Origin of the sequence: Alishewanella longhuensis (assembly GCF_014653435.1) — a bacterium.
GTDB lineage: Bacteria > Pseudomonadota > Gammaproteobacteria > Enterobacterales > Alteromonadaceae > Alishewanella > Alishewanella longhuensis.
The window spans coordinates 87,922-102,633 of record NZ_BNAO01000009.1 but is presented as its reverse complement, the minus strand read 5'-3'; the positions used below and the strand labels follow the sequence as shown (position 1 = coordinate 102,633).

Here is a 14,712-nt window from a genome sequence, read left to right as displayed (position 1 = left end):
CTAGTTAGCGCTTTAGTGTTTGCACTAAAGCCAATAGCTGCTCTATCGATGTGAGGTTCTGCCGGGCGAGAATTAAACGGCGGCCCAGCTCAATAGCATGGGTTTCGCAGCTAGCCCGGGTTTTTGCATCGCTAATTTTCTCCAAATCGGCTACATGCGCTAAGCCAACGGTGCGGCGAATTAATTCACAGCCGGCATAGCCAATCGCATCGGCAAACACCTGCTGTAAAAACCGGGCCTGATAGCGCTCATTTTGTAACGCCGGATCCTGGGTAGCCGTTTGTTGCAGGTGGCTAAAGGTTTCAGCAAACTGTTGCCATAACGCTTGAATTTGCGATAACAGGTATTGTTGCTGTTTTAGCACTTGTTGTGGATCGCTAAATAACCCGGCGCTCGCCACGTAGTTAATCAGCAAATTACCCATTAAGGAGCCGACATCAAAACCAATAGGGCCATAAAAACCAAATTCAGCGTCGATAACTTTGCAGTTTTCTTCGTTAATAAAAATGCTGCCACTGTGCACATCACCATGCAGTAACGCCTGAGGTTTGGATAAAAAGTCAGCTTTTAATGCTGCGACTTCGGCTTTTAACTCCTCGTCTTGCCAGAGCTCGCGTGCCCTTGGTTGAATAAGGCTGTGGATATTATTGCGCTCGTGGTTGCAGTAAGGATCGGTAAAAAACAAATCTTCGGTTATTAAACATAGGTCTGGGTTAATAAATTGTGCCACTGCCGCTTTTTTTGCCGGGCCGGTTAATACAAAGTCGCTGGTATAAAACAAGGTTTGCGCCAGATACTGCGCCAACTGTGCTGCTAAGTGGCTAAAATGTTTACCTTTGATTAAGGCCGTGCGCAAGATGTCATACTGCTTTAGGTCTTCCATTAAAATCGCCGATAACTCGCGGTCGAAATGTAATACCTCTACCGTATGTTCCGGGCAAAAACGCGCATGTAGCTGCAATACTTCGGCTTCTATCCGCGCACGGTCGGTACTCAGTGGCCAGCTTTCGCCCACGCAGCGGGCATAGGGCAGGGCTTGTTTAACGATAAGTGAGGTACCTTTATCATTGACTACCCGAAACACCAGGTTAAGGTTGCCATCGCCAAACTCGGCCGCGCTAAGTTTGCTATGTTCACCAAAGAGCTCACTATGCTCATCGGCAAAACGCATCGCCTGTTCGGGAGTAAAGATATGATAAGCCGTCATCTAAAAAAGCCTCTGTTGCTTGTATCGGAAAACGAAAGCTTGCATAATCGCAAAACTTCTAGACGTCCGCAACGCTAAATGGATATATGTTATGAAAAACTTGCTGGCACTTAGCCTAAAAACTGTTCAGGGCGAGCTCTACGTATTAGATCAAACGCTATTACCGCACCAGCAAAACTGGCTGCATTGCACCACCGTAGCACAGATGGTGACCTTGATTCAGCGCTTACAGCTGCGCGGAGCCCCGGCGATTGGTATTGGTGCCAGCTTATTGCTGGCATATCGGGCGACTCAGGGGGATAGCCGTGAACAACTGCTGCAAGCGGCTGAAATACTGCGCGCTGCCCGGCCTACCGCAGTAAATTTAATGAATAACCTCGATTCGATGATTCAGGCCTTACGGCAAGCCGATTTTGCCGATGCCGCAGTCGCTTGCGCCGAAGCGTTATTCGCCGAAGATGTGGCCCTGTGCCAAAACATGGCCGAGCATGGCGCTGAGTTAGTACAGCCAAATGAGCGGCTATTAACACATTGCAATACCGGTGGGTTAGCCACTGCGGGTGTCGGCACAGCCTTAGGGGTGATTAACCTGGCGCAGCAGCAGGGTAAAACTATTCAGCTTTGGGTCGATGAAACCCGGCCGTTGTTGCAAGGTGGTCGCTTAACGGCCTGGGAGTGCCAGCAGTTGGGTATTCCTTATCAGCTTATTTGCGACAATATGGCTGGCATGCTGATGGCGCGTGGCGAAGTGGATCGCATCTTTGTCGGCGCCGATCGTATTGCCGCCAATGGGGACTTTGCCAATAAAGTGGGCACTTACAGCTTAGCTGTGCTGGCGCATTATCACAAAGTACCGTTTTACGTGGTGGCCCCTCATACCACCATCGATTTAAGCTGCCCGGATGGTAGCGCTATCCCGATTGAACAGCGCGCAGCCGATGAAATACGAGGGGTAAGTGGTGCCTTTGGCCAAACGCTGTGGGCACCGGAACAAGCGTCGGTATTTAACCCGGCGTTTGACGTGACCCCCGCCAGTTTAGTGACGGGTTGGGTGCTGGATACCGGGGTCTATAATCAGCAGCAAATTGCTGATGGAGTGTTAGAACATATTGTTAGTCATTGACGTGTTTTTGATCATTTAGACTTTTTTAATACATGCACAGTGGCAATCAGCTAAAGTTCGTCTAGTTTTAAAAAGACGTGGTTTATGACGTTAATATTAAAACTCGAAGGAATTTTTATGAAGAAGATTGTAACCTGTTTGGTGCTCTCTGTTGGTTTATCCGCGGTAAATGCGATTGCAGAAACAGATGACGAAGTGGTTTATTCGACAGAAGCCTATTGCTTGCTCAGCCTTGCTGGCGCAGAGCAAAGCTATTTAACCGCGTACGCGAGAAAGCTGGGCATGACGCCATCACGGTCTGTGTGTAACAACTTTAAGCAAATTGCTGAAGAGAGTACACCAAAAGAATGGAACTACGCGGGTGGTCGCCCTTACCCTGGTAGTGCTATTCGCTTAAGTAAAAGCCAAATTGAGTTATTAAAAGCCAGTAAAACCAGCAATTAATCTTCATCCTCAAGGTGCTATTGCTGCTATTAAGTGGCAATGGCCCTTTATAAAACTCCAGTTGCGTTTAAAAATGATTTTTTGACAGCTCCGGCCAGCTTTGTAAAGATAGCGAACCGAGCTACTAATTTGTTGTTATCGTATGAACCGCAGTTTTTTTACCTCAAGTCTCTTAATTGGAATAATACTGTTACTTGTTTTGATAGCAGTAACCCCAGTATCTGCCAGTGATACCATTGATCAGGGAGATAGTTATCAGGTTACCCAGCAAGCTCAGATGAGCGGGCTCGCGAGGACGATACAGCTTACTGTGTTGTACGTACCTGCCGAAGGCTTTGCTTATATTAATCCGCAAGGGCAACTAACCGGGGTTAGCGTAGAAATTATGCAAGACTTTGCCAGTTGGCTAAAGCAACAACATCAGCTAGCGGTGCAGCTTAACTTTGTTAGTGAGACAAATTGGCAGCAGTTTTATCAACGTATCGTGCACGCACAAGGTGGCGTCTTTGGTTTGGGCAATGTCACCATTACTGAGCCCCGCAAACAAGAACTTGCCTTTTCACCGCCTTATTTGCATAACATCGCTGCGCTTATTACCCATCAGGATATATCGCCATTGCCAGAGTGGCAGGCATTGCCTAAGCAGTTTGCGAAGCTAAAGCCGCTCGCCTTTAGCGGCACCTTGCATGAACAACGGATCAACCGCTTGCGCGATCAATATCAGCCCAATGCTATAGTGCAGCAGGTAAGCAGTAACCCAGATTTATTAGCCAAGGTAGCCAGTGGTCAATATTATGCCTACGTTGATGCCTATAATTACTGGCGCGCCCGTGAAGCAGGTATGCCACTGCGTGATCATCCTATAGCCGCAGAAAGTGGCGAAACCTTTGGGTTTATTATGCCGCACAGCAATGATTGGGCAGGCTTGCTAGAGGCGTTCTTTGCCGCAGACGGCGGCTATTTGCAAAGCCCACGTTATCAGCAAGTGTTAACTGAACAACTGGGTGCTGAGCTTGCGCAGTTGTTGCTGAAAAACCAGAGTGAGTAAAAGAAGGTGGGTTATGTCCAGATATTTCGCCTATATAAAAAAAGTTTCATCTGCAAAACTTGATTAGAACATTAATGCTAATTGGGTTGCAGGCTGTTAGTGCCTGCTCCAATCTGGGGTGACTAGCGCGACGTTGTTAGCAGAGGCATGATTTTTTGGCAAAAAAAGGCCCGACTTATTCAATCGGGCTAAGACAAGGTAGACAGGTAAGGGTAGGTTACACCCTTCAACAACTTTAACCGCTGTATTCGAATCTCGAACACGGGTTAACTATAAGCCGTACCAATCAGCTGTACAAACGATAAAAAAAAACCTGACAAGTGAAAAAAATTCACCTGTCATAAAGGAACTTTTGTCAGAAAGATGCTGGCGGTTTACGCTTGCCAGCTTGCAAGTATATGTTGATTGATTAAGGCGTGATCTAGTGTTTAAGTGACTGGTGGTAAAGCAAAATCGGTGCTATTAAAGCTTTGCAGGATCCAATCTATCAGCAGTTTAATTTCTGGCCGCTCGGAATCGGAATCATGCTGTACCAGATAATAACGATCGCGGCTTACCAATTCTTGCTCAAATAACTTGACCAAAGAGCCGCTACTAAACCAGGCATGGCTAATAGGCATAGGGATCAGCGCTACGCCTAAGCCCTGCTGCGCAGCGCGGGCGACGCTAAACATGCTATCGAGCTGCATAATTTGCTTGGGTTGAAATTGATGAAAGCCCACTCGCTCGGCCCATTGATGCCAGGCGGTAGGGCGGGCCTGATGCAGGATGAGCGGGGTTTTTTCTAAAATGCGATAGCCTTTGCCATGCAGTCTTTGAAATAACGCCGGGTTACAGGCCGGTAAATAGCTGATTGGAAAGAGATCATAAACGGTGCCTTCGACCGGCTTTTTGCCGGATAAGATCACCGAGACATCGGTATACTTGGGGCCTTCGCGGCGAGACTTTACCGTTTCCAGCTTGATATTGATATTCGGGTATTGCTCAGACCAACCGCGTAAGCGCGGCACAAACAGCTCGCTGGCAAAAAACTCGGGCATAGAGATACTGACTTCCAGTACACGCTCTACCTGGCTAAACTGATTAATGGTTTGGCTAAGCTGCTCTAACAGCGGCTTTATCTCCAGATAAAACTGTTTTCCCGTTTCCGTGAGTTCTATCGCCCGGGTTTTCCGCTCAAACAGGCTAAGGTTTAAGTTATCTTCTAATTGTTTAATTTGATGGCTAACTGCAGACGGCGTTAGATAAAGCTGCTTCGCAGTTTCTTTAAAGCTAAGGCATTCAGCGGCCACACAGAAACAACGTAAGCCACGTAGCGGGGTTTGCAACGACATTCAATCTTACCTGCAATTAAGCATCCAGTTAGTAGATATATCCAAACAACTTCACGATAGCGTGTCGTTTAGCCTGAAGTGACTTGGGTATAGCATTAAAGTATGACAAATTTACTGCAAGAGCTGAACCATTATATAAAAATAACCTTGTTACAGGCGGTAATTGCGGTTTTATTTTTACTGCGAGCCGTGGTTGCCCTGATTTAGGGCAACCACTAAGCCTTTAATCCAATAAGGGGAATTGCCGCGATAAGGTGGCACCGGTAAAGTGCGCGACCCAACCTTCGGTATTATTAAATAAACGGATGGCAGTAAAGTCAGGCTCAGTGCCCATATCAAACCAGTGTGGCGTATTGGCCGGCACACTAATCAAATCATTTTGTTGGCACAGCACTTGATACACTTCATCGTCTAAATGCAGGCAAAACAAGCCTTGGCCACGTACGAAAAACCGTACTTCGTCTTCAGTATGAATATGTTCATCCAAAAACTTCTGCCGTAGGGTTGCTTTGTCCGGGTGGTTTGGGCTTAAGGAAATCACGTCAACGGTAATATAGCCTTGCTGCTGTTTTAAGCGCGTTATATCGTCGGCATAAGCCGCCATTACCTGCTCGGTAGTGCTGTCGGCGGTAATGGGGGCTGCGGCTTGCCATTGTTCGAAGCGTACGCCTTTTTGCTGTAGTTTTTCTGTAATCAGCGTTACATCTTCCGTCTGCAAGCAGAGATCCTGAGGTTGGTTTACCGAAAAAATACGCAATGAACTCATAGCTTATGCCTCTATCTGAGAAAAATCGTGGGCGATGGCATGATCGCCAGCGGCTTGCTGCTCGCGGATCAATTGCACCGTAGCAATGCCTAATTCTCTGGCGGGATCTAACTCGGCGACCACATCGGATAAAAATAACACCTGATTAGGTGGAAGTTGTAGTTGCTGTAAAATGGCGGCATAGCTGGCCAGTTCGCGTTTCGCGCCAATGCGGGTATCAAAATAGCCACTTAATAGCGGCGTAAGATCGCCAGCATCACTGTACTTAAACAGTAACTGCTGTGCAGCGACTGAGCCTGAGCTATAAATATACAGCTTAATGCCTTGCGCATGCCAGGCCTGTAATTGCGTTACCACATCTGGATATAAATGGCCGGTAAAATGGCCTTGCTCGTAACCCGCGCGCCAAATCATGCCCTGTAGGCTTTTTAGCGGGGTAATTTTTTGGTCGGCATCCAGCCAGCTAAGCAGGGCACTAATGCATTGCTCAATATCAGCGTCAGGCTGCTGTAACTGCTGGCGCACCGCGGCGAGTTCTTGCGCCACTTCAGGTTGCTGGCACTGGCTACGTACAAAGGCAGGTAAATGCTGCCGGGCATAGGGAAATAACACCTCGGTCACAAAACTAATGCGGCTGGTTGTGCCTTCGATATCGGTAATAATGGCGGAATACTTCACGGCTTTCCTGTCAGTTTAATACGTTCAAGTTCGCAGTTTATAAGAAATTCCCAACCTTCTAAATGCCTTTTTGCCTGTTCTAAGCTGTAGCCCCAAACATAAAGCCCATGACCGCGTACTAACAAACCAAAATTCAGCGGCTTAGTTTGCCAACAGTGTTTTACTTGTTGTGCTAGGGCAGGAATATTCTGGGTATTATCGAAAATGGCCAGCGGCAAGCTTTGTTCGTGGCTGGTGACACCTGTTATCGCCTTTTGCATTTCATAACCGCTAAAAAAATACTGCTCAGTGCTGATAATGCGGGAAAACACAGTGGCCGCAACGGAGTGGGTATGCAGTACCACTTTAATAGCCGGATCGAGCTGATAAAGCTGGGCATGCAGCGCGGTTTCGGCCGAGGGTTTACCTAGTGGGCTAAAGAGTTCTTCCTGCTGCCAGCTTACCGGCAGTAAATCTTGCGGGCTAAGCTCGCCTTTATCTCTGCCCGAGGCGGTGACTAAGGCGGTGTTTTCATCCTGGCGAATAGAGAAATTACCGCCGGTAGCCGGTACCCAATGGCGGCTGGCGATCCAGCGTCCCAGGCTACAGAGTGCTACGGCGTTCGGATTGAGTTGTTGAATATGTGTCATATGATTCATGGTTATCAGACCTGATTGCGACATCCTGGCTGCTATTAACACAACCTTGTTTTGAACTTTGATTTGTTCCAGCGTTGTCGGAGTTAAGGTAAAAGCAGCTCAGAGCGTGTAACAATATTAGCTCTATACCCAACACCCCCGTACCTTCAAGGATGAAGGGTATATACGTTTGAACGTTTAGATGTCTATACTTAAAACCTGCCAAATGATAGCATTGATGCAGGTTTTCGCAACTTTTTCTCTGCTTATGTCGATTATCTCCAAGTTACCTGCGGTGGGTACCACCATCTTTAGTCAGATGTCGCAATTAGCCGCGCAGCAGCAAGCCATTAATTTATCTCAGGGGTTTCCGGATTTTCCGGCGGATAGCAGCTTGCTGGCCCGCTTAGCGGCGCATAGTCAGGCAGGGTTAAATCAATATGCTCCTATGCCAGGGGTAGTCGCCTTACGTGAGCAAATAGCCGCGTTAACTTCACACTGCTATCAGCGAGAGGTCAGTGCTGAGACTGAGATCACTGTCACCTCCGGCGCCACAGAGGCGTTATTTGTGGCGATTCAAATGCTGGTACAGCAGGGCGATGAAGTGCTCCTGTTTGACCCTGCTTATGATAGCTACAGCCCGGCAATTCAATTGGCCGGTGGCGTGCCGGTGCATCTACGCTTAGAAGCACCAAGCTATCAGGTGGACTGGCAGCAGGTTGCTGCGGCCATTACGCCGCGTACCCGCTTGATTATTGTTAATAGCCCGCATAACCCAACCGGTATGGTATTTAACCGGGCCGATTGGCAGGCGCTAGAGCAGTTGGTGTGCCAGCATGGCTTATATTGTATTAGCGATGAAGTGTATGAACATATGGTGTTTGATGCCAAGCCTCAATTGAGTGCTCATGGCTTTGCCGCGCTGGCTGAGCGCACTGTGGTGGTGTCGTCTTTTGGCAAAACCTTTCATGTTACCGGTTGGAAGCTCGGTTACGCCATCGCACCCGCCGCCTTAACGGCAGAGTTTCGCAAGATCCACCAGTATGTGACCTTTGCCAGCTTTACCCCGGCACAATATGCCATTGCCGATATGCTGGCAGCACATCCAGAGCAGGTCGCAGGCCTTGGTGTTTTTTATCAGCAAAAGCGCGATTTTTTTGCAAAGCAACTCGCGGCTAGCCGTTTTCGCTTGTTACCCTGCCAAGGCACCTATTTTCAGCTGGTCGATTACCGTGCTATTGCCCCTGAACTTACAGATGTCGAATTTTGCCAATGGCTAACGGTACAGCATAAGGTAGCCGCTATTCCCTTATCGGTGTTTTATCAGCAAGGCTCAGAGGCGCGGATCATTCGCCTCTGCTTTGCCAAACAGCAACAAACACTGGCTGCTGCAGCGGAGCTATTATGTCAACTTTAACGGTCGCGGTATTGCAAACTGCACTTGTCTGGCAAGATTGCCCGGCGAATATACAGCAGCTTACGGCACAATTGGCAACACTAAAGCCAGTTGATCTTATTGTGCTGCCAGAAATGTTTGCCAGTGGTTTTAGTATGGACAGCACGCAAATTGCCGAGCCAGAGCCTGGGCCAGCCCTTTGCTGGATGCAGGCGCAGGCCGCACAATATCAGTGTGCTATTACGGGATCTTTAGCGGTGCGTACCCAAGCTGGTGCCCTGGTTAATCGTTTGTATTTTGTTACGCCCGATGGTCAGGTACAGTATTACGATAAGCGGCATTTATTCCGGATGGCCGGTGAGCATCAGGCATATCAGGCTGGCCGCGAGCGGGTTATTGTCAGTTATCGCGGCTGGCGTATCTTGCTGCAGGTTTGCTACGATTTACGCTTTCCGGTATTTAGCCGTAATCACGGTGACTACGATGCGATGATTTATGTAGCCAATTGGCCAGCTGCTCGTAGCCGTGCCTGGTGGCTGTTATTGCAAGCCCGTGCTATTGAAAATCAAGCTTATGTGTTTGGCTGCAACCGGGTAGGGTTGGATGCTAATGCCATCGATTATGCAGGTGATAGCTTAATCGTCGATTATTTAGGCCAGCCACTGGCAGAGTTAGCGCCAGCGCAAGCCGGGGTGTTGTATGCCGTGGCCGATTTGGCCGCCCTGACAACCTTTAGAGCTAAGTTCCCGGCGCAGTTGGATGCAGACGATTTTAGCCTTAACTAGCATCAGATAATGTCTCTGGTTTTTTGGTGAGACAGAGCAGTACGGCCGGCGTTCGCCGGTCTATTTTTTTGGAGTAAGCCATGTCGCGCAGCGCGCCTACCGCCGTTATTTTCAGCGGTTTTTTTCTATTGGGAAATCTCATTATTCTTTGGGGCTTATTATTGCCCGATATGGCGGCGGCACTGGGCATGTCTGCAACCATCAGTGGGCTGTTTTTTAGCTTGATGTCGCTTGGCACTATTATCGGCGCCATCCTGGGCGGCAAGTACGCACAGCGCTTTCATTTTCTGCGCTTATTTGCTGCCTTGGCATTTTGTGAAGTGGTATTGCTGTTGTTGCTCTCTGTTATCCCGTCGTGGTACTGGCTGTTGCCGCTGATTGTGCTGGTGGGCATGACCTATTCTATTATGTTTACTATTGGCCATACGCTTATTGCCAGGCTATTTGCTAATAAAAGAGCTGCTATGATGGGGCTGATGGACTTTATGTTTAGCCTGGGCACCTTAACGGCACCATTGTGGGTGGTTGCGTTATTTTGGGTATTGGATGACTGGCGCTGGCCAGTGCGGATTATTGCGCTGGGGCTTTTGCTCGTTGGGCTTTATAGCTGGCAAGTCGCGAAAGCGCAGCCCATGCTGGCGGCAGCTAGCCAGTCGAGTGGCCGAAGCTTGTCGTATGGTAATGTCTTACGGCAGCCGTTATTTATGCTGCTGTTACTCGTTATGATTGGCTATGGTGCAGCAGAGTGGGGTCAGGGTAATTGGTTTGTCAGCTATGCAGTTGATGGTTTGGGGTTAGCATCAGAGCAAGCGCGTTTGCTGCTAGCCTGGTTTACTGGCGGTATGGTACTTAGCCGGCTTGGGTTTGCGCTATTGCTGCGCTGGTTAAGTGCCGCTTCGCTTATGCTGCTGTTGGGTATTTTGGCACTCAGTGGCGCCTTACTTATTAAATGGGGTGTGGGTATCTCGTTGCTGACTGCCGGCAACTTCCTACTTGGGCTGGGTATTGGTGGTTTATTTCCATTAATGCTGGCAACCGTAATGGATATAGATAGCGACAATGGCCCGGTGCTATCCGGCATTGCCAGCATTGGTAGCTCTATCGGTTTTCAGTTTGCCGGCTTGGCTACCGGTTTGTGGGCGCAGCAGGCGGGTATTCTGCAAGCCTATTGGCTGGTGCCGTTAGCCTGCGGTTGGTTATTGTTAATGCTTGTGCTGTTTTCTCGGCGACTTAGCCGCTTACACCAGTGAGCGCTTGACCTTAACGTAAAACAACGCAAAACTATATGCCCATTAGCAATAGAGTTTTTGCCGTGACTACAATTAATTGGGCAGCCTTACAAACGGCTGCCAAACAAGCCGCCGCGCAGGCTTATGCGCCCTATAGTCAGTTTCCGGTTGGTGTAGCAGTACTGGCAGAAAACGGCCAGATCTTTAGCGGTTGTAATGTTGAAAACGCCTCTTACGGTGGCACTGTTTGCGCCGAGCGCAATGCGATTGCGGCGGCCGTAGTGGCTGGGCAGCGCAAATTCAGCGTCTTAATGGTCTATACCCCACAAGAAAAACTGACACCACCTTGTGGTATTTGCCGGCAAGTGATTGCAGAGTTTTTCTTACCGGAAAGCCCCATTGCCAGTTGTAATCATCTTGGGCAGCAACAAAGCTGGAGCTTACAGCAATTATTGCCCGACGCCTTTACCCCGACTTATCTGGCCGCCAGTAATAAAATTAACAAGGAGTGATAACCAAGATGGCAATTCCACAGGAAATAATTAAAACCAAACGTAATGGCCAGATGTTAGCCGAAGCCGAAATTCAGCAATTTGTTAAAGGCTTGACCGATGACAGTTTTAGCGACAGTCAGGCGGCTGCGTTGGCAATGGCGATTTATTTAAATGGCATGACAGTGCCAGAAACAGTAGCGCTGACCTTAGCCATGCGAGATTCCGGCACGGTATTAAACTGGCAGGGCAAGTTAGATGGTCCGGTAGTTGATAAGCACAGCACCGGTGGCGTGGGTGATAAAGTGACGTTAATGCTGGCGCCGATGGTAGCAGCCTGCGGCGCCTATATGCCCAGTATTGCCGGGCGCGGTTTGGGCCATACTGGCGGTACCGTCGATAAGTTAGAGGCGATTCCGGGTTACAGCTGTACCCAGTCGTTAAGTCGCATTCAACAGTTACTGCCAGAGCTGGGCTGTGTCATTGTTGGCCAAAGTAGCGAGCTGGCACCAGCCGATCGTCGCTTATATGGCATTCGTGATGTTACCGCGACTGTGGAGTCTATCCCGTTAATTACCGCCTCTATTTTATCGAAGAAGCTGTCAGAAGGGCTGGATGCGCTAGTGATGGATGTCAAGGTGGGTAATGGCGCCATTATGGCCACCGCCAATGACGCCCAGGCCTTGGCACATAGTATCGTAAATACCGCGACCGGTGCTGGTGTTGCTACCCGGGCATTGATTACTGATATGAATCAAATCCTTGGCACTACCGCAGGTAATGCGTTAGAAGTAGTGGAAACGCTGGATTATTTAACCGGTAAATACCGCGAGCCGCGTTTGCATCAGCTAACACTAGAACTCGGTGCCAATATGTTACTGCTGGGCAAATTATATCAAGATAAAGCCTCGGCTATTGCGGCGCTGGAACACAGCTTAAGCTCGGGTAAAGCTGCAGAAATTTTCGCAAAAATGGTGTCTGCTATGGGCGGGCCTAACGACCTGCTAGAGCGGCCAGAGCAGTATCTGGCAATAGCGCCGGTAGTACAGGCTATTTTGGCACCACAAAGCGGGAAACTGCACTATACTCACACTGTTGGCTTAGGTATGGCCGTTGTGCGGCTGGGTGGTGGGCGTTCGCACCCGGCCCAGCAAATTGATCCTGCAGTCGGTTTTAGTGCTATTCTGCCAGCTGGGGTCGAAGTGGTCGCTGGCCAGCGTCTGGCGTTGGTGCATGCTTCTTCTATTGACGCTGCGACCAAGGCGACTTCAGAGTTTCTGGCTGCCTGCACCTTTGGCGATTCAGCTGATCATCAGAGTTTGCCACCTTTAGTGCACCAGTTGATCGGTTGATGCTTGTTGCGGTGCCGGGGATGGTACGATGAAAGGGAGTTTAGATGTTAACATTTGCCATCATGGCGCTAGCATCGCTATTGCCGCAAACAGAACAAAAAGCTGCGACTGTCGTATGGTTACAAACCGACTGGGCACCGCATCAAATTGTCGAGGGCCCTTTTCAGGGGCAAGGTACTTTTGATGTTTTACAGCAGCGCTTAACCGCCTTATTACCCCAATACCAACACCAGTTGCGGCTAACCAGCCTGGGCAGAATAGAATCGTATTTTTTGAATACTGATGAGACGGTTTGTGCTACTGGTGCGCTTTACACTGAAGAAAGAAGCAAAACACGTTTTTACTCTTTGCCTTTAGCCGTAGGCCCCGGCTTTGCGATTAATTATGTTGCAGGCAGCTTTGTTGAATCTTTACTGGATCAGCAATGGCAACTGGACTTACGTAAATTAGTCCAGCATCCGGAGTTGCTCGGGGCATATCAGCCTAATCGCCATTATCCAGAGGTGATGCTGCAAGCCATAACGCAATCTGGTGCAGCCTTGCTGGCAAGTGCTTTTACCAGTGAATTAAATGCGGCTGCTTTGCTACTGTCTAAACGGGTAGATTACGTGATTGAGTATCCGGAGCGCTTACAGTTTTATCAGCGCACTTTAAAAGCGCAGCAGATAATAAAAAGCGCTGCGATGTTAGATGCCAAGCCGCAGTCTGTTTCTTATATCACCTGTAATAAAACCGTATTAGCCGAGAATTTAATTAACGATATCAACAAGGTTATCCCAGATCTCTGGTTAGCCGAGGATTACGCTGACGTCTTATTTTTCTGGCTGGATGAAAATGCGATAAAGATTTTAATGCCGACATTTGAAAGCATTCGCGAGCAAATGGCAGAAAAAAACCGGCTGTAGTAGCCGGTTATTCTGATTAAGATTTTTGCCGTTTCATAGCATCGAAAAATTCGTCGTTAGTTTTGGTCATCGACAACTTATCGATCAGGAACTCCATGCAATCTGTTTCATCCATCGGATGCAGAATGCGGCGCAGAATCCACATTTTTTGCAGTTCTTCCGGCGATGCCAAAAGCTCTTCGCGACGGGTACCTGAGCGGTTAAAATCAATGGCTGGGAATACGCGGCGTTCCGCAATTTTCCGCGAGAGATGCAGTTCCATATTACCGGTACCTTTGAATTCTTCGTAAATTACCTCGTCCATTTTCGAACCGGTATCAACCAAAGCGGTGGCAATAATGGTTAAACTGCCGCCTTCTTCTACATTACGCGCTGCACCAAAGAAACGTTTTGGCTTATGCAGGGCGTTGGCATCGACACCACCGGTTAACACCTTGCCTGAGCTTGGAATAACAGTGTTATAAGCGCGGGCTAAGCGGGTAATGGAGTCGAGCAGGATAATAACGTCTTTTTTATGTTCAACCAGACGCTTGGCTTTTTCGATAACCATTTCGGCCACTTGTACGTGGCGGCTGGCCGGTTCATCGAAGGTCGAGGCGATAACTTCGCCTTTAACCAGACGCTGCATTTCGGTAACTTCTTCTGGCCGCTCATCAATCAGCAATACCATCAGCACACATTCAGGATGATTAGCGGCGATGGACTGTGCAATATTTTGCAGCAAAATGGTCTTACCGGCTTTTGGTGGCGCGACAATTAAACCACGCTGGCCGCGGCCAATGGGTGACGCTAAGTCGAGTACCCGTGCCGTGATATCTTCACGGCTGCCATTACCGCGCTCCATCCGTAAACGAGAGTTAGCATGTAAAGGCGTTAAGTTTTCAAATAAAATCTTATTACGGGCGTGCTCTGGTTTGCCGAAGTTTACTTCGCTCACTTTTAAAAGTGCAAAGTAACGTTCACCTTCTTTCGGTGGCCGGATTAAACCCGAAATGCTATCGCCAGTCCGTAAGTTAAAGCGGCGAATTTGACTGGGAGAAACATAGATATCGTCAGGGCCAGCCAAGTAAGAACTGTCTGAAGACCGCAGAAAACCGAAGCCATCTTGTAAGATCTCCAGTACGCCGTCACCGTAGATTTCTTCACCGTTTTTGGCATGGGCTTTAAGAATGGCGAAGATGATATCTTGTTTGCGCAGGCGGGCCATATTTTCCTGGCCCATAGACTCGGCTAACTCAACCAGTTCGCTAATTGGCTTCAGTTTCAGTTCTGTTAAATGCATATTTGATGGGTTCTTGTTGGTAAAAACAGATTAAATGCTTATCAGCTCGATAAAA

Annotated in this window: 15 protein-coding genes; 9 read left to right on the top strand and 6 right to left on the bottom strand. The window is 48.6% G+C overall.

Annotated elements, in window-relative coordinates; translation table 11 throughout:
• Positions 1-4 precede the first annotated feature (4 nt).
• On the bottom strand, positions 5-1,207 hold the full coding sequence (gene mtnK / locus IE163_RS15330; protein ID WP_189433870.1) for an S-methyl-5-thioribose kinase: 1,203 nt from the start codon (positions 1,205-1,207) through the stop codon (positions 5-7).
• Between the two features lie 91 nt (positions 1,208-1,298).
• On the opposite strand from mtnK, the gene mtnA reads away from it, so the two are divergent.
• The 3 genes from mtnA (at position 1,299) to IE163_RS15315 (ending at position 3,822) form a co-directional block, all read left to right on the top strand.
• On the top strand, positions 1,299-2,330 hold the full coding sequence (gene mtnA / locus IE163_RS15325; protein ID WP_189433869.1) for an S-methyl-5-thioribose-1-phosphate isomerase: 1,032 nt from the start codon (positions 1,299-1,301) through the stop codon (positions 2,328-2,330).
• Positions 2,331-2,447: 117 nt separating this feature from the next.
• On the top strand, positions 2,448-2,774 hold the full coding sequence (locus tag IE163_RS15320; RefSeq protein WP_189433868.1) for a hypothetical protein: 327 nt from the start codon (positions 2,448-2,450) through the stop codon (positions 2,772-2,774).
• A gap of 199 nt (positions 2,775-2,973) precedes the next feature.
• On the top strand, positions 2,974-3,822 hold the full coding sequence (locus tag IE163_RS15315) for a substrate-binding periplasmic protein (protein ID WP_229833598.1): 849 nt from the start codon (positions 2,974-2,976) through the stop codon (positions 3,820-3,822).
• A gap of 428 nt (positions 3,823-4,250) precedes the next feature.
• Here the strand turns inward: IE163_RS15315 and IE163_RS15310 are convergent, their stop codons facing one another.
• The 4 genes from IE163_RS15310 to IE163_RS15295 form a co-directional block, all read right to left on the bottom strand.
• Entirely contained in the window at positions 4,251-5,156 is a 906-nt protein-coding gene (locus tag IE163_RS15310; RefSeq protein WP_189433866.1) for a LysR family transcriptional regulator, read from the bottom strand.
• A 223-nt stretch (positions 5,157-5,379) separates the two neighbouring features.
• Positions 5,380-5,922, bottom strand: a complete 543-nt coding sequence (locus IE163_RS15305; protein ID WP_189433865.1) for a 1,2-dihydroxy-3-keto-5-methylthiopentene dioxygenase — start codon at positions 5,920-5,922, stop codon at positions 5,380-5,382.
• 3 nt (positions 5,923-5,925) lie between these two features.
• The gene (gene mtnC / locus IE163_RS15300; protein ID WP_189433864.1) at positions 5,926-6,600 is read right to left on the bottom strand and encodes an acireductone synthase; all 675 of its coding nucleotides are present in this window, start codon (positions 6,598-6,600) and stop codon (positions 5,926-5,928) included.
• Entirely contained in the window at positions 6,597-7,238 is a 642-nt protein-coding gene (locus tag IE163_RS15295; RefSeq protein ID WP_189433863.1) for a methylthioribulose 1-phosphate dehydratase, read from the bottom strand. Before IE163_RS15295 ends, mtnC begins: the two co-directional genes overlap by 4 nt.
• Before the next feature lie 217 nt (positions 7,239-7,455).
• Between IE163_RS15295 and IE163_RS15290 the strand changes: the two genes are divergently transcribed.
• From IE163_RS15290 to IE163_RS15265, 6 genes are all read left to right on the top strand, one after another.
• Positions 7,456-8,634 (top strand): methionine aminotransferase, encoded by a 1,179-nt coding sequence (locus tag IE163_RS15290; protein ID WP_189433931.1) that lies wholly within the window; start codon positions 7,456-7,458, stop codon positions 8,632-8,634.
• Positions 8,622-9,398 carry an amidohydrolase gene (locus tag IE163_RS15285; RefSeq protein ID WP_189433862.1) on the top strand — a complete coding sequence of 259 codons (777 nt, stop codon included), beginning with the start codon at positions 8,622-8,624 and terminating at the stop codon, positions 9,396-9,398. Before IE163_RS15290 ends, IE163_RS15285 begins: the two co-directional genes overlap by 13 nt.
• A gap of 80 nt (positions 9,399-9,478) precedes the next feature.
• Positions 9,479-10,648: an MFS transporter gene (locus tag IE163_RS15280; protein WP_189433861.1), complete on the top strand. Its 1,170-nt coding sequence runs from the start codon at positions 9,479-9,481 to the stop codon at positions 10,646-10,648.
• A 62-nt stretch (positions 10,649-10,710) separates the two neighbouring features.
• Entirely contained in the window at positions 10,711-11,139 is a 429-nt protein-coding gene (locus IE163_RS15275; RefSeq protein ID WP_189433860.1) for a cytidine deaminase, read from the top strand.
• Between the two features lie 8 nt (positions 11,140-11,147).
• On the top strand, positions 11,148-12,470 hold the full coding sequence (deoA, locus tag IE163_RS15270) for a thymidine phosphorylase (protein ID WP_189433859.1): 1,323 nt from the start codon (positions 11,148-11,150) through the stop codon (positions 12,468-12,470).
• 44 nt (positions 12,471-12,514) lie between these two features.
• A complete protein-coding gene (locus IE163_RS15265) occupies positions 12,515-13,375 on the top strand; it encodes a hypothetical protein (protein ID WP_189433858.1) in 861 nt (286 codons plus the stop codon).
• 16 nt (positions 13,376-13,391) lie between these two features.
• Here the strand turns inward: IE163_RS15265 and rho are convergent, their stop codons facing one another.
• Positions 13,392-14,657, bottom strand: a complete 1,266-nt coding sequence (rho, locus tag IE163_RS15260; protein ID WP_189433857.1) for a transcription termination factor Rho — start codon at positions 14,655-14,657, stop codon at positions 13,392-13,394.
• Positions 14,658-14,712: the final 55 nt, after the last annotated feature.